The 17,494-nt window shown below is 41.2% G+C and carries 22 protein-coding genes; 4 read left to right on the forward strand and 18 right to left on the reverse strand.

Going from position 1 to position 17,494, the window contains the following annotated elements; genetic code table 11:
- Positions 1-38 precede the first annotated feature (38 nt).
- Positions 39-1,196, reverse strand: a complete 1,158-nt coding sequence (locus PHC85_00925) for a DUF763 domain-containing protein (GenBank protein MDD5032671.1) — start codon at positions 1,194-1,196, stop codon at positions 39-41.
- A gap of 25 nt (positions 1,197-1,221) precedes the next feature.
- On the opposite strand from PHC85_00925, the gene PHC85_00930 reads away from it, so the two are divergent.
- Positions 1,222-1,707, forward strand: a complete 486-nt coding sequence (locus PHC85_00930) for an NUDIX domain-containing protein (protein ID MDD5032672.1) — start codon at positions 1,222-1,224, stop codon at positions 1,705-1,707.
- Positions 1,708-2,022: 315 nt separating this feature from the next.
- Here PHC85_00930 and PHC85_00935 read toward each other — a convergent pair whose 3' ends face one another.
- The 4 genes from PHC85_00935 to PHC85_00950 are packed head-to-tail and all read right to left on the reverse strand — an operon-like array spanning position 2,023 to position 5,843.
- Positions 2,023-3,264 carry an ABC transporter permease gene (locus PHC85_00935; protein ID MDD5032673.1) on the reverse strand — a complete coding sequence of 414 codons (1,242 nt, stop codon included), beginning with the start codon at positions 3,262-3,264 and terminating at the stop codon, positions 2,023-2,025.
- 12 nt (positions 3,265-3,276) lie between these two features.
- Positions 3,277-3,996, reverse strand: coding sequence for an ABC transporter ATP-binding protein (locus PHC85_00940; protein MDD5032674.1), 720 nt, complete (start codon positions 3,994-3,996; stop codon positions 3,277-3,279).
- A gap of 41 nt (positions 3,997-4,037) precedes the next feature.
- A complete protein-coding gene (locus PHC85_00945) occupies positions 4,038-5,600 on the reverse strand; it encodes an efflux RND transporter periplasmic adaptor subunit (protein MDD5032675.1) in 1,563 nt (520 codons plus the stop codon).
- Positions 5,601-5,627: 27 nt separating this feature from the next.
- Positions 5,628-5,843 carry a PspC domain-containing protein gene (locus tag PHC85_00950; GenBank protein ID MDD5032676.1) on the reverse strand — a complete coding sequence of 72 codons (216 nt, stop codon included), beginning with the start codon at positions 5,841-5,843 and terminating at the stop codon, positions 5,628-5,630.
- A 121-nt stretch (positions 5,844-5,964) separates the two neighbouring features.
- Between PHC85_00950 and PHC85_00955 the strand changes: the two genes are divergently transcribed.
- The gene (locus PHC85_00955; protein MDD5032677.1) at positions 5,965-7,065 is read left to right on the forward strand and encodes a hypothetical protein; all 1,101 of its coding nucleotides are present in this window, start codon (positions 5,965-5,967) and stop codon (positions 7,063-7,065) included.
- A gap of 117 nt (positions 7,066-7,182) precedes the next feature.
- Here the strand turns inward: PHC85_00955 and PHC85_00960 are convergent, their stop codons facing one another.
- The 7 genes from PHC85_00960 to obgE all read right to left on the reverse strand — a co-directional run bounded on the left by PHC85_00960 (position 7,183) and on the right by obgE (position 11,392).
- Complete coding sequence (locus PHC85_00960) at positions 7,183-7,530, reverse strand: hypothetical protein (protein ID MDD5032678.1); 348 nt, start codon at positions 7,528-7,530, stop codon at positions 7,183-7,185.
- 189 nt (positions 7,531-7,719) lie between these two features.
- On the reverse strand, positions 7,720-8,010 hold the full coding sequence (locus PHC85_00965) for a DUF5698 domain-containing protein (protein ID MDD5032679.1): 291 nt from the start codon (positions 8,008-8,010) through the stop codon (positions 7,720-7,722).
- 139 nt (positions 8,011-8,149) lie between these two features.
- Entirely contained in the window at positions 8,150-8,551 is a 402-nt protein-coding gene (locus tag PHC85_00970) for a hypothetical protein (GenBank protein MDD5032680.1), read from the reverse strand.
- A gap of 78 nt (positions 8,552-8,629) precedes the next feature.
- On the reverse strand, positions 8,630-9,022 hold the full coding sequence (locus tag PHC85_00975) for a metallopeptidase family protein (protein MDD5032681.1): 393 nt from the start codon (positions 9,020-9,022) through the stop codon (positions 8,630-8,632).
- A 10-nt stretch (positions 9,023-9,032) separates the two neighbouring features.
- A complete protein-coding gene (gene rlmN / locus PHC85_00980) occupies positions 9,033-10,052 on the reverse strand; it encodes a 23S rRNA (adenine(2503)-C(2))-methyltransferase RlmN (protein ID MDD5032682.1) in 1,020 nt (339 codons plus the stop codon).
- Between the two features lie 66 nt (positions 10,053-10,118).
- Positions 10,119-10,316, reverse strand: a complete 198-nt coding sequence (locus tag PHC85_00985; GenBank protein MDD5032683.1) for a cold shock domain-containing protein — start codon at positions 10,314-10,316, stop codon at positions 10,119-10,121.
- A 101-nt stretch (positions 10,317-10,417) separates the two neighbouring features.
- The gene (gene obgE, locus PHC85_00990) at positions 10,418-11,392 is read right to left on the reverse strand and encodes a GTPase ObgE (protein MDD5032684.1); all 975 of its coding nucleotides are present in this window, start codon (positions 11,390-11,392) and stop codon (positions 10,418-10,420) included.
- Between the two features lie 274 nt (positions 11,393-11,666).
- On the opposite strand from obgE, the gene PHC85_00995 reads away from it, so the two are divergent.
- The gene (locus PHC85_00995) at positions 11,667-12,263 is read left to right on the forward strand and encodes a hypothetical protein (GenBank protein MDD5032685.1); all 597 of its coding nucleotides are present in this window, start codon (positions 11,667-11,669) and stop codon (positions 12,261-12,263) included.
- Positions 12,264-12,279: 16 nt separating this feature from the next.
- Here the strand turns inward: PHC85_00995 and PHC85_01000 are convergent, their stop codons facing one another.
- The 3 genes from PHC85_01000 to PHC85_01010 are packed head-to-tail and all read right to left on the reverse strand — an operon-like array spanning position 12,280 to position 13,924.
- Entirely contained in the window at positions 12,280-12,678 is a 399-nt protein-coding gene (locus tag PHC85_01000) for a cupin domain-containing protein (protein ID MDD5032686.1), read from the reverse strand.
- Positions 12,679-12,715: 37 nt separating this feature from the next.
- Complete coding sequence (locus PHC85_01005; GenBank protein ID MDD5032687.1) at positions 12,716-13,021, reverse strand: MscL family protein; 306 nt, start codon at positions 13,019-13,021, stop codon at positions 12,716-12,718.
- Positions 13,022-13,060: 39 nt separating this feature from the next.
- Positions 13,061-13,924, reverse strand: a complete 864-nt coding sequence (locus PHC85_01010; GenBank protein MDD5032688.1) for a TrbC/VirB2 family protein — start codon at positions 13,922-13,924, stop codon at positions 13,061-13,063.
- Positions 13,925-13,975: 51 nt separating this feature from the next.
- On the opposite strand from PHC85_01010, the gene PHC85_01015 reads away from it, so the two are divergent.
- On the forward strand, positions 13,976-14,449 hold the full coding sequence (locus PHC85_01015; GenBank protein MDD5032689.1) for a hypothetical protein: 474 nt from the start codon (positions 13,976-13,978) through the stop codon (positions 14,447-14,449).
- 300 nt (positions 14,450-14,749) lie between these two features.
- Here PHC85_01015 and PHC85_01020 read toward each other — a convergent pair whose 3' ends face one another.
- The 3 genes from PHC85_01020 to PHC85_01030 form a co-directional block, all read right to left on the reverse strand.
- Positions 14,750-15,310: a hypothetical protein gene (locus tag PHC85_01020; GenBank protein MDD5032690.1), complete on the reverse strand. Its 561-nt coding sequence runs from the start codon at positions 15,308-15,310 to the stop codon at positions 14,750-14,752.
- A gap of 120 nt (positions 15,311-15,430) precedes the next feature.
- Positions 15,431-16,861 carry a radical SAM protein gene (locus tag PHC85_01025; GenBank protein ID MDD5032691.1) on the reverse strand — a complete coding sequence of 477 codons (1,431 nt, stop codon included), beginning with the start codon at positions 16,859-16,861 and terminating at the stop codon, positions 15,431-15,433.
- A gap of 212 nt (positions 16,862-17,073) precedes the next feature.
- Positions 17,074-17,376 (reverse strand): hypothetical protein, encoded by a 303-nt coding sequence (locus PHC85_01030; GenBank protein ID MDD5032692.1) that lies wholly within the window; start codon positions 17,374-17,376, stop codon positions 17,074-17,076.
- Positions 17,377-17,494 lie beyond the last annotated feature (118 nt).

Here is a 17,494-nt window from a genome sequence, read left to right on the forward strand (position 1 = left end):
TATTAAAAATAAAATTCCCGATCTTTTGTAACGCTGCTTTATCCCGTCTCGCTCCGCAAACTAGAAAGCATTTTCCTTTTTTCCGTCTCCCCCGCTTTCATTTTCCTCACAACTTTTCCGAAAAAATCAATTGTTTTATCATAAGTGATTCTATCCACATCATATGGAGTCGCGTCTTTTCCTCCATGAGCGAACGAATATCGCGCCGGATCTTCATAAGACGGCTTCGCTCCGTATATCATTTCCGAAACTAAGCTTAAAGCGCGAACCGTTTTCGGGCCCACGCCTTTTGTTGCCAAAAGCGCTTCGTAATTTTCCGGCTTCTCATCGCATACTTTTCCCAAGACTTTCTCCAAATATTTGCTTTTTGAAAAATCCTCGCTCACGACGGGATGCCAAAAAAATTCTTTAGTTTCTAAATTTATCAAAGTCATCTGTCTGGTTCCTTGTCTTAACGAAACTGTCCGCGAAAGCCTCGAAGAATGTTTGCGTAAAATTTCAATATCTTTCATAAGCCCGCCGTAATTACCCTGAACAAGCTCCGCGCTTAATTTCCGAGTCTGTCCGCTTTTTTTAGCCGACAAATCAAGGGTAGGCGAAATCAAATCGCTTGAAATACCCGAATGAGGTTCGCAGACCAAATCGGTGGCTTTTTCCGAATGCCAATGATATCTGCGGGCTGTTTGTTTTTCCGTGTTCATTCCCTGTTGAACAACCGCCCACGCTCCGCCCTTGCTAAAAAAGAAAGAGTGATGATAAATCTGAAATCCGTCCTGTACCAAAGCGCCGTCAACCTTAGCCGCCATTTTTGAATTATAGACAAGCGATTCGGATTTTTCCTCGCCAAGCCCAGATCTTTCTCCATGCGTTTTTATTTCATCGGGAGTTTTTCTTGAGGTTTTCCCTTTCCCGCCGCAAATAAAAATTCCCAAATTATTTTCCCTGCCCCTCACCGCCTCTTTTAGCGAAGCGGTTAAAACCGTAGTGAGCCCGGACGCGTTCCAATCAAAAGCCAAAACGGTCCCGAGCGACTGGAACCACGCGGGGTCTGAAATTCTTTTCACAAATTCATCCGGACCATATTCGGCAATAATAATTTCTACCATTTCCCTTCCAAGCTTTACCATTCTCTCGTAAAGCCACTTCGGGCAAATGCCGTAGTCAAGGCCGAATGTGGCAATATTTTTTTGTATCATCTTATATATATTATAGAATACCTGTATGGCTTCAAAAACATCCGCCGGGCTTTTGATGTACCGGGTAAAAAACGGGAAAATTGAATTCCTTTTAGGACACCCGGGAGGCCCTTTTTTCAAAAACAAAAATAATGGATTTTGGACAATTCCCAAAGGGGAAATAAAAAAAGACGAAGCACCGCTTGAAACCGCAGAACGAGAATTTGAAGAAGAAACAGGGCTTAAACCCATTAAAGAATTTATCCCGCTTGGAGAGATAATTCAAAAAAACGATAAGAAAGTTTTTGCCTGGGCTTTTGAATCAACAGACTGGCAAGATGACAACACAATATCTATTCCCCAAACAAATCTCGTTGAAATTGAATGGCCGCCAAAAAGCGGAAAGACAATAAAGTTCTCGGAAATTGATAAACTGGAATTTTTTGATTTTGAAAACGCTAAAGAAAAGATAAATCAGGCGCAAATTCCGTTCTTGGAAAATCTTTTAAAGTACATTGACAAAAACCTATAAAAATGCTATAAAAGATATATTAAGGTTTTAAAAAGTGTGAAAGGAAGGAGGTGAAGGTAGGTGAAAAAAAGATTTCAACAAACACCGGAAAATTGGAAACGGTTTAAAGGCTACGGCAGGTATGGTCAAGGAAGCTGGGAAGAGTTGGAAGTTCAAGCGGCAGACAGAGAGCACGCCGCAACACAAATCTCTTTCAAGTTTAGAGAAATCCACCGTCTAACCCGAACCGCTTTCGTTCAAACATCCAATATCCACCCCGCATAACTCTCCCCTTTCTAAAAGCCCCGCTATAAAAAGCGGGGCAGGTTTTTTGTTTTATTCGTATCTAAGCGCTTCAATCGGGCTTTTACGCGAGGCCTGCCGCGCCGGATAAAGCCCGAAAATCAGTCCGACAAAAGCCGAGACTCCTATTCCCAAAAGCGCGGCTGAAAACGGAAAAGTAAATCCCCAATCAATAGCAAGCGCCTGCGTCAGAATTAAAGACGCCAGAAAAGAAAAGGCGGCCCCAAGAAAAATTCCGATAAGTCCGCCCATGGCGGTGAGCAAAATCGCTTCAAGTAGAAATTGGCTTAAAATATCTTTTTCGGTCGCTCCAAGCGCTTTGCGAAGCCCTATTTCCCGAGTGCGTTCGGTAACAGAAACAAGCATTATATTCATAATTCCAATTCCGCCAACGACAAGCGAAATGGCCGCTACCGCCGCCAAAAACAGCGTAAGAATATTCATAATGGTTCCGACCATCTCCATCGCTTGCGCCTGAGTTTCCAAAAAGAAATCGTCTTTGTCAGGGTCGGTGATATTATGGTTATTACGCAGAGTAATTTTTATATCCTCAACAGTCCTATCGACATTTTCTTCGCTGTCGGCCTCCACCACGATACGATTATAATATTTGATGCTGAAGATATATTGCTGAGCGGTAGTGTATGGCGTGATAGCCGAATCATCAAAACTGATGAAAGAAAACTGCCCTTTTTCCGGCAGCACGCCGACAATACGAAGCCCTCGATTTTTTATTTTTATCTTCTGCCCGAGCGCTTCTTCGTTTGGCTCAAAAAGTTCATTTCTAAGTTTTGAACCGATAATAACAACTTCCGCTTTGGACATTATTTCTTCATCGGTAAAAAGCCTGCCTTCTTCGGGATAGATATCATAAATTTCCGCGAAAAAATTGTTAACGCCGAAAACAGTAGTCTGATGAATTTTATTTTCCCGCGTTGCCGCTTCGGAACCGAAAACTATAGGCATTACGCGCATCAAATGCGGCACATTGATTTTTTTTTGCAAATCTTCCAAATCCTTATTTTTCAAAGAATCGGTAAAGGTGGAAAGAGAATCCGCAATGCCGGTAGGCTGCCGGCCTGGAGCTATAGCGATAGTTTTCGAACCCATGCTCTGAATTTGACCAAGAATAAGATTTTGCGCTCCCTGCCCCAGAGAAACAATAAGAATAATCGCCGTAACCCCTATCACTATTCCTAAAATAGTAAGAGACGAACGCGACTTGTTCGTTTTAAGTCCCCTAACCGCGGTTCTAAAACTATATTTAAAAGTCATGGCTTTCTTGTTTTACTTCTCAAACATATGCCTCGATTTGCGGCGGTCTCCGACTTTTTCATCACTCTCGATTTTTCCGTCTTTCAAACGGATAATTCTTTGCGCGTGTTCGGCTGTGTAAGTTTCGTGAGTTATAAGAATAACAGTATGCCCTTTTTCTTCGTTCAACCGCTGGATTGTTTCCATAACCATCTGCCCCGATTTGGAATCGAGATTTCCGGTAGGTTCATCGGCAAAAATTATCTGCGGAGAATTCACCAAAGCGCGCGCTATCGCCACGCGCTGTTTTTCGCCTCCGGAAAGCTGATAGGGTTCATGGTTTATCCGATGAGACATCCCGACAATATCTATGGCGGCTTTCGCCATTTCATCCCAGAGAGATTCTTTTATCCCCGAATAAAGGAGTGGCAATTTTACGTTTTCCAAAACCGTAGTTTTTGGAAGAAGATTAAACGCCTGGAAAACAAAACCCATCTTTTTGTTTCTTACGCGCGCTATTTCTTCCTTTGAATAATCGTCTATGGTTCTTCCGTCAAAACGATACTCGCCGGACGTATAGAAATCCAGAAAACCGAGCATGTGAAGAAGAGTTGATTTTCCGGAACCGGACGGGCCCATCACCGCCACAAATTCTCCCTGTTCGATATTAAAAGAAATGCCATCCAAAGCCGGCAGGTCAGAACCGTCCGAAGTGTATCTTTTGACTAAATTTTTTGTTTCTATAAGAGACATAAAATTGCAGAAAAAAATCCTTCGCAAAAAGGCCGCGTTTTTTATTTCTTCACGGAAATCATCACCTTATCGCCTTCGCTTATGCCGTTTGTTATTTCAATATTACCGTCAGAACCCCTTAGCCCGATCTCAACTTTAATCTCCTTGTAAGTTTTTCCGTCCGGTTCAATAACCTTTACGAATTTATCCCCGTTTGACGATATGACCGCGCGAAAAGGAATTGAAATCACGTTCTCTTTTTTGTCGGCCAAAATATCCAAATTCGCGGTCATGCCCGATTTAATCCTGTCGTCTTTTTTAATGAATTGAAAAGTCGTCTTGTATGTTGAAACTCCTTCGATAACAGTTTCGGCAGGGTCTATTTTTGTAAGCCTCGCTTCAAAAAAAACGCTTTCTCCGTACGCGTCAAGCGTCACTTTCGTGAAATCTCCTATTTGAAGTTTAGAGATATCGGCTTCGGCAATATTCGCTTCTATTTCAAAATCGGACTCGGAAATCATTGAAACAACGGAAGTATTCGCTATCGCGGTTTCGCCGACCTTGGCGTCTTGCTTCGTAATTACTCCCGCTATGGGCGCCCAAATGACATTTTTAGAAATTTGCGCTTTTATTTTATCAACAGCCGCTTCGGCTTCTTTCACGCTGGCTTTTTTCGCTTCAATTTCTTCCGAAGAACTGCCTGCGAGTTCCAAATCCAGTTGTTTTTCCGCCAGGTCTAAGGCTGATTGCTCCGTACGAAAACCTTCCACTGCCGTGGAAAGATTTGAAATCGCCGTATTGACATTTGTTCTTGCGGCGGAAACATCTGTTTTCCACCCGTCTATCGTAGTTTGAGAAAGCGAAGTATTCGGAGTAAGAGAATTTACAACAGAAGCCGCTTTTCCCAGAAAATCGCTTATTTGGTTTAAATTGTTTTGGGCAACATTCGCTTTTGAAAGCAGTTCTTCGGAAGAAAGTCCGCTTAAAACCCAGGAATTCCAATTGACTAAAAGCACTTCAACGCTTCTTCTTCCAAATTCAACCGCTATTTCAGTCGTTGAATCCGACGGGCTGAATCTAAGCTGAGGGCTTACGCTTCTCGGATTATCAAAAAACTGGTCGGCCTTGCCGCGAACCGCGTCGTCGGACTTGGTGTAAGCATCTTCTATCTTGTCCAAAAGAGTGCGTTTCGCGTCATCCAAAGCGACTCCTGCGTTCGCCACTTTTACTCTTTGTATTTCTATCTCTTCGGGTCGGGAACCCCTTTCAAGTTCAGCCAGCTGAATTTTCGCTGATTCAAGAGACGCTTCCTTGCTCCTCAAGTCGGCGGAAAGTTCCGAAGTGTCCAAAGACGCTATGGATTGTCCCGAAAAAACCTTATCGCCAACATCGACATAAACCGCCACAATTCTTCCGCTGGATTGAAAAGCCAAATCAACGCTTTGCGCCGGTTCGACTTTTCCGGTAACGCTCACTTCCAAAACAACATCCGTCTTCTTCGCCTCGGCAAAATCAAAAGCGGTTTCCCCCCCTCTCAAAAAGAAAAACCAAATTCCCGCAGCCACCAGGACGGCAAGAATTGAAAACAAAAAAATATACTTATGCTTTTTAAAAATTGAAGTCATAATTTTTTCTAATTTAAAACGAAGAGGTTATTTTCCTTTATTCGGCTGGCGGTCGGCTTTTTTGGGCACGACAAAGATGGCGATAATATAAGCGGCTATTCCCAGCACGAAACCGGTAAGCGCCGTTATCGCTATCCACGCGAGCCTCAAAACCACCGGGTCAACGTCAAAATACTCGCCAAGCCCGCCGAAAATTCCGGCAAAAACTTTGTTCTCTCCGCTTCTGTATAACTTTTTCATAATGCTATTTATAGCATAAAAAACCCGGAAAGTTAAAGAAGCTGTTCGGTTGACCCGGTTCCTTCTTTTCTCTAAGATATAAGCCAGAATTTGAAAACAAAATAGCAAAAAGGAGGTGATAATCTTGGGCAAAAATAAAAAGAAAAGACCGAAAAAAACCAAGCTTGAAATGATATTTGAAAAAACGGCGGAAGACGTGAGAATTTTAAGAAAAAATGCCTCAATCGTCATCAATATCGAAAACAATGCGGAAAAACCTGTCTTGGTAGAAAATCCAAATGGCCGGCTCAATTTGATAGCCGTTATCGGGCCATCGTCTTTTTTGTGGGAAGGAAAAGAATATTGCGTGGATGAAGCCGTTCTTTTGGAAATAGGAGCAGAAAGAGCTCGACCTTACATCCTTTCGAAAGCGAAAAGGGGGAAACTGAAAACAAAAAGCCTTCACGGCAGAAACAAAAGATTTTTTCTTTCAGAATCTCAATATAAAATAGCGGCGCCGGTTTTATTTGACTGCATCGCAAAAAAAGCGACGGAGAAATGTTCGACCAGAATGAGGGCTGGCTGGAAGATTCATGAAAAAAACACCAGATGGAACAAATTCCGTAAAAATTTTGAAATAAAAGACAAGACAAAATGGCGGCCAAACGGTTCAAGATTCTCAGTATCGAAGAAAGACAGCTTGGTTCTTGGAGATATTTTTTGGGCGGAATTGAATTTAAACTCCGCCACAAAACGCCAAGTAGACGGCATTGCAAACGCTATCGGCATGGTAATAGTGGGCTGGACAGAGAAGAGAGGAAAAGATTTTAAAAAATTTCTCAAAAGCCAAAACGGAGACGAAATTAAATGGAGCATCAAAAGATTGCCTCTGTATCTTGAAAAAATCGCCATGAAAAGATGTATTGAAATAAATCCCAAAAGCCGCTTTGTCTGCGATTTCTGCGAACTCTTGGGAATAAATTTGGAATCCAAAACCGACGAAGAAATTTTAGCGGAAAAAGCCGAGGAAATCGGAAATCCCTTGGGCAGAATAGGCAATATGGTATTAAAAACCAGCCCGCGCATCGCGGCAAAACGCAAAACTCAACCAAGATATCCCAAAAGATACGTGGTAATAGAAGTTTATCCTCCCGAGATTTTGGAAAAAGAAGAAGAAGAAACAAACTGGATAAATCCGAAATACCTGGACCAAACGGCATTTATTGAAGACATTATCCCGTTTTAAAAAGCGCCGAAATGCGATTGATTACGCATAGCGGCGCTTTATTATTTTCTGGCAACCTAAAAATAAAAGGGCAACATAAAATATTGCCCTTTTTGTGGTGAGATAAAATTAAAATGTTTAAATCCGTAAAATTTCTTTATCCCCCAGCGTCACTAAAATATAAAATGTTTTTCCAACACCGAGATCCGCGCTCTCGTCGTCTTTGCCAAAATTAACGATCACTTCCGGCAAATATTTCCTGGCAGCTTCCATTCCGTCTTTAACAAGGCAATTGTCGGCTATTAACATATCCACAAGAAAGTCGTAGACGTTAGCGGCCTCAATCAAATCCATAAGCACCCGTAGTTTTTCTTTCCGGGAAGATTGTTCTTTAAACACCTTCTCAAGCTCTTCTGCTTTCTTCTTAACCTCTTTTTCCTTCTCTTTCAGCTTTTTTCTATCAGCATCAGCAACAAAAAACTCCATCCTCTTTTTCCCCCTTCTTTTTTTAATGAGCAATTCTATATTTTAGAGATAGCACATATTTATCTTTTTGTAAAGAGCAAGATTTAGCAAAACGAAAGCCCGCCTCCATAAAACGAAGACGGGCCGTCATTTGGGACTTGGCAAAGGGTCATCCCCTAAGACCGATCCGATTGAGTTAGCCATTGGAATTTACACAATTTCCAACTCAGAAAAACTCTTTTGGTCTTTTTCATTCCTCTCTTCCTCTTTTTGGAAATAATACGTTCCCAAAACAGTGCCTACCGCGCAACCAAAAGCATAAACTACGGCAATCAGCCAATTATCAATGTCGTCCACAAAACGCTGAAGCACATAATACCATATGAGGACGTTAACCATTGTAATTGCCCCGCTTGCCATAACCTTTGTTCTCGTGACAACTTTAGTCCAAGCGGTCACAATAAGCATTTCAATAATGCCGACAAAAAATAAGAAGAACATAGTGTGTTTTTCTGAAGTTTACGCTAGTAATTTTTTAACGACCAATGAAAAAATATTCCCTCAGCGGGAATACTTTTCACTACGAAATTATTATACTCTAAAAAAGCTTTTTTTACAACCCCCCGCAATATTTCATAATTCACTTCCCTTCTTCGGAAAAAACGCGATAAGGATACCTTTTTGAGAGCAAATTGTAAAAATAAGGCCTCGAGATAAAGGAAAACCCCACAATGGTCATCGCGAAAAAAACCGCGATTTTTACCCCGACGGACATGTTCAAAACAAACACGAAAAAAGACGAAAAAAACATTATGATTCCGCCGGTCGGCTCGTTCTTCCACGCGACGAAAAGAAGTATCGTAAAAACATACGCGGGGAAAAGACGCATAACAAGCAGCGTTATTATCGCCCAGACAGAAGGGTCGTCATCATAAATTCCCAAAGCGGAAATCCACAAAAAGCAAAGGAAAGCTATTCCTAAAGATCTGGGTGTCCAGTATGAAATTTTTTCCATCTTATCCCTATCCATATTCATTTGCATAAAATTTTATTTCAAAAAAGCCTTACGGCAAAAACACAAACTGTCGGCAAGAACAAAAACAAAAGTGCAAATTCTCCGCTAAAACTCGTCTCCGAATTTCTTCTCTTCAAGCTCTGAAATTTCTCTTTCGCCAAAGCCCAGATGATGACCCACTTCGTGCCAAACCACTTCAAAAACCAGCTTTCTTATTTTTTTTGAATCGGTCCTCCCCGCCAGCTCTTCAATCGGCTTTTGGAAAATAGTGATCTTATCGGGCATCACGCCGAAATATCCGGATCCGCGGGCGCTCTTTGGAACGCCTTCATAAAGCCCCAAAATATCGTCATCAACAAAAATTTCCGTCTCGCCGAAATTCTTTTTGCGCGCTTCTTCCTCAACGACAAAAACAAGGTTCTCCAAAGACGCTTTTGCTTTCCCCGGCAAGGCGTTCACCGCTTCTGCCACTATTTTTTCAAATTCTTTTGTATTCACTTCCGTACTGTTATTCTACCAAAAAATCGCCGGACAAGCTCCCTCCTGCCAGCTGGCCGCAAGCGGCGCTTATATCCTCGCCAAAACGGTATCTCTGGGTAACTCCTATTCCTCTTTTCTCCAAAATTTCCCGGAATTTTTTAATCTTAAGAGGAGCGGAAGGCTTGAAAAATCCGGTCGGATTATAAGAAATCAAATTGACGAAACAAAGGCGCCCCCTCATCAGCTCGGCCAATTTTTCGGCATGCTTTTCACTGTCATTTACACCGCTTATCATTACATACTCAAACATCACGCGGCGTCCGGTATTTTTTATATAATCATCAACCGCGGCTAAAATTTTCTTAATCGGATATTTTTCGTTAATCGGCATCAATTTTAAACGAAGGTCGTCATCGGGAGCATGAAGTGAAATCGCCAAATTTATCTGTAATTTTTCTTTTGCCAAATTTATAATTCCTTCAACAATACCGGCGGTAGAAATTGAAAAATGCCTGGCGCCCAGATTAAATTCTTCCTTGCCGTTCAAAATCTTTATCGCCCCGATCACATTTTTGTAATTCAAAAACGGCTCACCCATACCCATAAAAACTACGCTGGTGATTTTTTCTTTAAATTTCTTCAAATAGCGGGCGAAAAACAAAACCTGGTCTGTAATTTCATAAATATCCAAATTTCTTTTGAATCCGGTTTTTCCCGTGGCGCAAAAAGAACAATCCAAAACGCAGCCCACTTGAGAAGAAACGCAAACGGTATTTCTGGCGCCCTTGCCTCTCATTAAAACCGATTCAATTTTCAAGCCGTCTTTTAAGACGAAAAGAGCTTTTATCGCATCCTTGTTTTTGGAAACAATAGTCTTTCCTGGAGTTTCAATCGGAAACTCTTTGCTTAATTTTTCTCTCAAACCTAACGGCAAAGCCGACGCTTCCCGCCAATCCTGAATTAAATCCTGAAAAATAGCTTTCCTTGCTTGTTTTAAGCGATACTCTGGTTCTTTGTTAAAAAATTTTTGAAGCCGCGCTAAATCCATCTTAATATACTAACAAGAAACCGCCCGCTTTTTAAGCGGGCGGTTTCTTGTTAGTGGCATTGCGTTTTAAGCGCGTGACACATTTGTGGCGCTCGGTCCCTTTTCACCGTCTACGACTTCAAAAGTAACTGCATCGCCGACTTTGAGTTCGTCATATGCAACTCCTTTGAGCTCATTTGAGTGAAAGAAAAGATCCTTTGCTTCGCCTTCGCGCGCGATGAATCCGAATCCTTTGGGCGTGAGCGTTTTGATAGTTCCGTTCATTTAATTATTCAAGTTATTTTTTATACAGAAATCCGACCTCGTCTCTATAGTGTTTTAATAATATCAAAATAATATAATTTTGTCAACTTTAACCTTGGTCTTTATAACTTTTTTGTTTTGGCTGCTTGCAAATCATTAAGTATTTTTTTCACAAACTCAATGCTGTCCAATTCAAAAATGGATATGGCCGTTATTTTTTTATTCAATTTTTTAATCTTCTTTATAGTCTCATTAACAATAGTCGGCGAAACCGCGTCTTTCTTGCTTATAAAAACATACTCCGGTTTTTCGAGAAGCGGTTTATTGTACGCCCCAAGCTCATGGCGTACTGTCTTATAATCGGAAACAGGGTCGGCGGAATCCGCGGCGATAAAATGAAACAACGTATTCGTGCGTTCCACGTGCCGCAAAAATTTAATGCCCAGTCCTTTTCCGCCAGACGCGCCCTCAATGAGCCCCGGAATGTCGGCAAGTATCAAATCAAAATAAGTACCTAAATTCGGCTCCAAAGTGGTAAATGGATAATTCGCCACTTTGCTTTTCGCGTTAGTAAGCTCGTTAAGTAAGCTTGATTTTCCGACATTAGGCAGCCCGATAAACCCCACGTCGGCGATCAGTTTTAATTCAAAACGAATTTTAAACGCTTCTCCCGGCGTTCCGTATTGAAATTCTTTTGGCGTCGTATTGGTGGAAGAACGAAAATGAAAATTCCCTTTTCCCCCGCGGCCGGCGCGGGCAATTGCCTCCCTTTGCCCGATTTTAGTTATCTCAATATCTTTGCCGGTACTTAAATTATGAATTACGGTCCCCGTTGGAACGAATAAAATCAACTCATCGGAATCGGCGCCATCACGAAACTGAGAATGGCCGTCTTCCCCGTTTTTAGCGTTAATTTCTTTTTTAAAGCGAAATTGATTCAGCGCGCTCAAATCAGAAACCCCTTCGGCAAAAACGCTTCCGCCCCTGCCTCCGCTTCCGCCAGCCGGCCCAAAAGACATAACATTTTTATTAAAAGAGACAGCGCCCTTTCCTCCATTTCCCGCGCGTACTTTAATTGTCACATCATCAATCAGCATAATATATATATAACAAGAAAAAGGCCTTTAAAAAACCAATAATTCACGGTCCGATAATCTTAACAGCCTCAATAAAAAATCTTGCTGGATTTGTCAGAAAAATTACTGGCTTTTTAAAAGCCTTCAAAAATAGCTAAGAGAACGTATAGAACAAGAGAAATTATCTTAGTATTTGAAGTATATCATATCTGATTTGTCTTGTCAAACAGAAAACTTTTGTATATGATATAGAAACACGACAGCCGGAAGGACCGGATATTTTTATAAAATTATTATGAATCTGAAAAGACGTTTTATTGAAGTTCAAAAATGCCCGGCAGTATCGGATGTAGATTTGCCTCTCGAAATCAAATTGAGAATTGCAAAAATCTGCCTTACATTGCGGCAACGCCGGACGAAATTCGGGCTTTTTGTTATCTTGGGATGGAAGAAAAAATGGAATAAATACGCGGTTTCTCCGGACATCTCGCAAGACATTTTTCTTCGGCACCATACGAACATTATGACCCCGGGAATCCGTCCGGCGGCATCGCAAGACAAAAATCGGGACATCACCAAAACAATAAATTTTGACGGAGCGATACTGATAGACGAATCCGGCGACATCTTGCACTCGGGAACCATGATTGAAAATCTGCGTCCCAAAAAAGTGGCCCAAAAAATCAATCCCCAAAAATCCAGCACCGACTTGTCCACCCAGTTCGGATTCAAGCAAAAAGTGCACATGAGGCATTTGTCCGCCATCACTTCTTCGTATATTTTCAAAGGAACAACCGTGTTTACCGTTTCCGAAGAAACAGGCCATTTCCCTATTTTTGAAAACGGAAAAATTCTGTACTCAACCATTCTGCAAGAACAGGAATTGGATTGATAAAAACGATGGACAGTTATTCCGTGGTTATCCCGTCAAATTCCGGCCCGTCCGCCGTGGCTTCTTCTTTCGTCATCCGGACAACCCCGTCTTTGTGGTGCGCCGGGGAATAAATCGTGTAAAGTTTTAAACTCTCGGTCGCGGAAGTATTGATAATATTGTGCTGAGCGCCGGCAGGCACAATAATTACGGAGCCGTCGCCAAGCGCGCATTCGTTCCCGTCAATAACGCATTTCCCCTGCCCTTTTTCAAAACGAAAAAATTGGTCGTTTTCCTCGTGCGTCTCCATCCCGATTTCTTCGTTCGGTTTCAAACTCATTAGCACCAACTGGCTGTGCTTCCCCGTGTAAAGCACTTTGCGAAAATTTTCATTTTCCAAAGTTTCTTTCTCTATGTTCGCGTTAAATCCTTTCATAAAATTTTTTGTTTAATCTGATAAATTTTCGACAAAATTATTTGTCTTTTCTCTTGTCGAGCTTGTCCAAACCCAATAACCTGACTCCAAAATAAACCACCAAAGCGATAACGACAAAATCAATAAACACACTAACAAGGTCTCCGTAAAGAATCTTAGCCGAACCGATATTTAACGAAGCGTTTTTTAATTCGCCGGCAGCCCCCAAAACAATGCCCAAAAGAGGATTGATAAAATCTGACACAATCGCGGAAACAAGTTTGGACACGGCGCCACCAAGAATAAAACCGACCGCCAAACCGATAACTCCCTGTTCGCGGATAAAATTTACAAATCCTTTCATGTTTTATTTTATTATCAAATTAATTTCTAAAAAATAAAATTATCTGCAGGAAGACAGCCCCTCGTCGCACCCGCACCCGTACGCGGCCCCGATGCTCACATGGTAATGATTACCTTCATTCAGACACTTCGCTTCTATATTGCACTCCCCCGCGGCTTTTTTTACTTGGTCAAAAGATAAATTTGTGCCCACATCCAAAGCGTAGCTTCCCTTTGAAGAACAATTCCTTCCTCCGTAATGACAGGAATATTGCGTGTGCTGACAATTTTGGCTATCGTTAAAACTTTCGCCGGGACTCGTATAATTGCATGTTCCCGACACTATATTATTATCGGCTACTGAAGTTATTCTCACGCCGGACAGCCTGCTTTCAAAACACGATTGAAATACGGCAAGCTCCGCGGAAGCGTTGGCATTGGAATTACCGGAAGAAGGCGTTTCTTCAAAAAGAGGGGCAGAAACCTCCGGAGCGGATTTCATTTCTACCAGCTCGCAAGCGGGAAATTTTTGCCACACTTTAAACTCGCCGGTCAAAAGCACTCCTAAAATGGAATTCACGATGGAATACGCGCTGAAAGCGATTATCAAACCAATAGCCGTGTTTTTAAATATCTCTTTCCCTTTTTCTTTTGTGCCGGGATTTCCTCCCGAAGTCATAAAATAAAAGCCGGCAACGATAAAAGCCAAAACAGAAACCGGAAGAGTCAATTCAAAAAGAAGAAAGTTCAGGAAATTATTTACCATCGTCTCAAAATAACAAAGATTGCAAGCGCTTTCTCCCGCGCCGCCGCAAGGCACAATCCCTTTCGCAAAAGCCACAGACGGCAAAAGCAAAATCGCCGTTAAAACAGAGAAAGGCAACAAGCCGCCTTTATTCCAGAATTGTTTAAACTGCCTGAACATATATGTTAGAATTATACTATAAAAGGTCGTTAAAATTAAATTATATTGAACATGGTAATAAAACTTATTTACACTGTCTTTTTGGCATTGTTAGTCGCGCTTTTTGTCGGTTTTGGCATTGACGCTTTTTATAAGGGCTCAGAAATGCCAAAGTATCCGATTGAATTGGAAACTCAAAAAGCGGGCTGCGATGAGCCGGCAGAAATGACTTCTCTCAGAAAAGATTACGACCAAAAGCAGGAACAATATTTTGAAGAATCCAAATCGTACAACCGCAATGTTTCTATCATTGCGCTGGTTGCCGCTATCATCATTTTGGTGGCGAGTTTGACGCTTTTGTCAAAAATCAAAATGATAGCCGACGGAATACTTTTAGGCGGAGTTTTTACGACCGCTTATGGCATTATCCGCGGAATCATGAGCGCGAATTCCCAATTCCGATTTTTCATTATAGTGATTGGTCTGTTAATCGCTTTAATCTTGGGCTATATCAAATTCATCCGGGCCAAAACGGATTCTCGGTAAAAACAATCGCGGGTGCTTGATTTCGGACAACAAAAAAAGGAGGGGCGTACTGTCTCTCCTTTTTTTGTTTAATATTCTAATAACTGAAAACTGTATAAATCCTATCTCCGCTTTTTCTTTGCGGCTTTATTCTCAAGCATGAGTCTTTTAACCTCAAGACGCTTCGCTGTCTTGTGAGAATGCGATTTTTTCCTTTTCCCTATTGCCGTGCTTCTTTTTGCCATATGAATTTTTAATAATTGCTAAAAATCTTATTTCTATTCTGCCAAGTACCGGAATAAATAGAGGTTTGACAGACTATCAATCAAATAATTTTGCAAGCCAGCCAAATAAACTGAATTTTCCTTCCTGAGCCTTAATAAAACTTTCAATTTTGGTTTGTTCCTGTTCTAGAGACTGAACTTGATTTTGAAGCTCTGTTTTTTCTCCTTCGTTTTGAATATTCTCCATCAATCTGTTTAATTGTTCCAGCCTGTTTCTGGTTTGAACAGTTTCGCTTCTTAAAGCGCCGAGATTTTTATAATCGGAACCGATTAAAAAAGTTTTTATCTTGCTTCTTGCCTGGACTTTTTCCATCGCCTTAATCGCCGTGCTCGCGGATTGGTTTTGCTCCGTGGCTATAATTTTTACTTGCTGCCCTATTCCTTCTTCTCCTTCCGTGCTGCTTGCCGTCTCCAAAAGAGTCTGGACAAAATCGGCTACAACACTGCGATGTTCTTCGGTATCAATCTGAGCGCGAACTTGTTTTTGTTCGCTATTTCCGTTTTGGTTTTGTTCTTCCTGCCCGTTTTTCGCGTCAGCAGCAAAAGCAAGAACAAAAACAAACACCCAAATACCCGCTGCTAAAATTTTATTTTTCATATTTTTGAAATATTGTTAAATTCCCGACTTTTTAATTAATGCTGTCATTATATCAAAAAACCGCCCGCGCGTCAGCTGATACGCGGACAATTTTCAAATTTCTCTAATTTCGCTAAAAAACTAAACTCTTTTAGCGGTTCGCAAAGGGATGTCGGCAACAGTTTTTTTGCCTAAAATTCCGGCAATTTCCAAAAGATATTTCCCGTGCCCGAAAACTTTAAGAAACCATCTCGGGTTTGTTCTCAATATGGCCTCAAAAGTGTTGAAAACCACGCGGGGATTGGTATAAAAACGCTTTGCCGCTTCTTTGCACTTTCTCTGAACCAATTCTTCTGGCATCGGCTGAAATTTCCCTTCTTTTTGCGCGAGCCATATGTCGGAACCGATAAGCACGGTCAGAACATAAAATCCGCAAAACGTCGGCTTTATTTTCAAAGCAAATTTTATAGTCTCTTCCATTGTTTCTTCGGTGTCTCCGGGAAGGCCAAAAATAAATTCCACGCTGTTCAAGATACCCGATTTTTTCAATTCTTTCACCAAATCGGCCAAAGCTTGGGGCTGTTCCGGACTTCTGTTTACGTTTTTCAAAATCTCTTTGGATGCGGACTGCAAACCGATTGTAATTGAAGAACACCCCGCTTTTTTCATCAAAGGCAAAATTTCTTTGCGGCTTTTTAAAAAGCTGAACGGATGCAATATACAGCGCCACTTCAAATCATAATTTCTTTCAATAAGTTTTTGGCAGAATTCTCTTGCCCAATCATCGTTAAGCCATGACCAGATATCGTCCTGAAACATAAGGTACTTAACGCCTTTTTCCTTCACGAGATAATCAATTTCTTCCAAAACGCTTTCAACGGAACGGCTTCGGTAAACGCCTCCCCATATTTTATGAGAAACGCAATAACTGCATTTAAAAGGACAGCCGCGGGAAGCCATTATTGAAGTATAAGGAGTCCTCATGTCAAAAACGTGATAATCGTAAAAATTATTCAAATCGAATTTGTCCCATGCCGGCATCGGCAATTCATCAAGATTTTTTACAAGTTCCCTTTCCGGAGTATATTTTATTTCGCCGCGTTCTTTGTAAGCGATTCCTTTTATCTGAGGCAAATTGATTTTCCCGCGGCAATATTCAATCATTTCCACAATAGTTTTTTCTCCTTCATTAAGACAAAAAACATCCACGCCGGCGTTCAAATAACTTTCACAATCAAACATGTCGGGGCCGCCGGCAAAAATTTTTAACTTGGGAAATTTTTCCCTGGTTGCCCGCAAAAATTCAAACATATGGTCTTTCATCGCGGCGGAGCCGTAAAAACCCACGAAAAGAGGGGAAACTTCGGCAATATGAGAATTAAGCGATTCTTTGGTATAAGGAGTAATGGTAAAATCAAGTATTTCTGAATCAACGCCCTGTTGACGCAAAACCGAAACCAAATAAGCGAAACCTATTTGAGGCTCCCTCTTTATGTCGTAATCTCTTTTGCCGGCGAGAGCGAAACTCATGTCGGGTTGTCCGACGTAAACAAAGAGGCATTTTTCCTGCATAAATTTTTGGAAGAGAAGCTTGTTTTCTTTTTTTATTATTTAAACCAAATTAAATAATACAAAAAATGTTGTTTCCGGTCAAACAAAACGCGGCCAATTTGAGAAAAATGGTTTAACCGAGGCCAACGAACGACGATGAAACCTGTTTTATTAATTGAAATATAAAAAAGCGGATGTTAGCTTCTTGCCTCACCGCTTTTTTAACTAAAAGATTATTTGAACAAAGAAATTGTTTTCTCGGCCTCATCCAAGAGATTCTTAAAATCAGCCGGCCCGCTGTAGCCATTTCTAACATTAAATAAAGGTTTAAGCCCCAGCTCCTGTATCAGAAAAAACAAAGCGGCGCGGGCAGGTGTTGTCAGTTCGGAAGGTTGAGGTATACCAAATAAAAAATCTCTTCTTTGTTCCCGGGCTGCCGCTTTTTCAGGTGAACAGGTAAAGATACCATTTTTTGCTTCCAGTTCTTTAAGGTTTTTTATAACCTTTTCGCATATTGCGATATCGGGGATTTTCATAAACAACCTCCTTTTTCAATCCAAAATTTCTTTATCAAAAAAAACCGCCAGTTTTTATCTATTTAATCTATAACAAACTATATTAATTCTGTCAACTCCCGAATTAAAACCCTCGCAA

Source organism: Candidatus Paceibacterota bacterium, from assembly GCA_028711505.1.
In the GTDB taxonomy this organism is placed as follows: domain Bacteria; phylum Patescibacteriota; class Minisyncoccia; order JAHISW01; family Tagabacteraceae; genus JAQTSC01.

What these genes read in the sequence shown, in the direction of transcription:
- PHC85_00925 (MDD5032671.1), bottom strand. Translation starts at nt 1,196, where the DNA reads ATGATACAAAAAAATATTGCCACATTCGGCCTTGACTACGGCATTTGC.
- PHC85_00930 (MDD5032672.1), top strand. Translation starts at nt 1,222, where the DNA reads ATGGCTTCAAAAACATCCGCCGGGCTTTTGATGTACCGGGTAAAAAAC.
- PHC85_00935 (MDD5032673.1), bottom strand. Translation starts at nt 3,264, where the DNA reads ATGACTTTTAAATATAGTTTTAGAACCGCGGTTAGGGGACTTAAAACG.
- PHC85_00940 (MDD5032674.1), bottom strand. Translation starts at nt 3,996, where the DNA reads ATGTCTCTTATAGAAACAAAAAATTTAGTCAAAAGATACACTTCGGAC.
- PHC85_00945 (MDD5032675.1), bottom strand. Translation starts at nt 5,600, where the DNA reads ATGACTTCAATTTTTAAAAAGCATAAGTATATTTTTTTGTTTTCAATT.
- PHC85_00960 (MDD5032678.1), bottom strand. Translation starts at nt 7,530, where the DNA reads ATGGAGTTTTTTGTTGCTGATGCTGATAGAAAAAAGCTGAAAGAGAAG.
- PHC85_00965 (MDD5032679.1), bottom strand. Translation starts at nt 8,010, where the DNA reads ATGTTCTTCTTATTTTTTGTCGGCATTATTGAAATGCTTATTGTGACC.
- PHC85_00970 (MDD5032680.1), bottom strand. Translation starts at nt 8,551, where the DNA reads ATGCAAATGAATATGGATAGGGATAAGATGGAAAAAATTTCATACTGG.
- rlmN (MDD5032682.1), bottom strand. Translation starts at nt 10,052, where the DNA reads ATGGATTTAGCGCGGCTTCAAAAATTTTTTAACAAAGAACCAGAGTAT.
- PHC85_00985 (MDD5032683.1), bottom strand. Translation starts at nt 10,316, where the DNA reads ATGAACGGAACTATCAAAACGCTCACGCCCAAAGGATTCGGATTCATC.
- obgE (MDD5032684.1), bottom strand. Translation starts at nt 11,392, where the DNA reads ATGCTGATTGATGATGTGACAATTAAAGTACGCGCGGGAAATGGAGGA.
- PHC85_00995 (MDD5032685.1), top strand. Translation starts at nt 11,667, where the DNA reads ATGAATCTGAAAAGACGTTTTATTGAAGTTCAAAAATGCCCGGCAGTA.
- PHC85_01000 (MDD5032686.1), bottom strand. Translation starts at nt 12,678, where the DNA reads ATGAAAGGATTTAACGCGAACATAGAGAAAGAAACTTTGGAAAATGAA.
- PHC85_01005 (MDD5032687.1), bottom strand. Translation starts at nt 13,021, where the DNA reads ATGAAAGGATTTGTAAATTTTATCCGCGAACAGGGAGTTATCGGTTTG.
- PHC85_01010 (MDD5032688.1), bottom strand. Translation starts at nt 13,924, where the DNA reads ATGTTCAGGCAGTTTAAACAATTCTGGAATAAAGGCGGCTTGTTGCCT.
- PHC85_01015 (MDD5032689.1), top strand. Translation starts at nt 13,976, where the DNA reads ATGGTAATAAAACTTATTTACACTGTCTTTTTGGCATTGTTAGTCGCG.
- PHC85_01020 (MDD5032690.1), bottom strand. Translation starts at nt 15,310, where the DNA reads ATGAAAAATAAAATTTTAGCAGCGGGTATTTGGGTGTTTGTTTTTGTT.
- PHC85_01025 (MDD5032691.1), bottom strand. Translation starts at nt 16,861, where the DNA reads ATGCAGGAAAAATGCCTCTTTGTTTACGTCGGACAACCCGACATGAGT.
- PHC85_01030 (MDD5032692.1), bottom strand. Translation starts at nt 17,376, where the DNA reads ATGAAAATCCCCGATATCGCAATATGCGAAAAGGTTATAAAAAACCTT.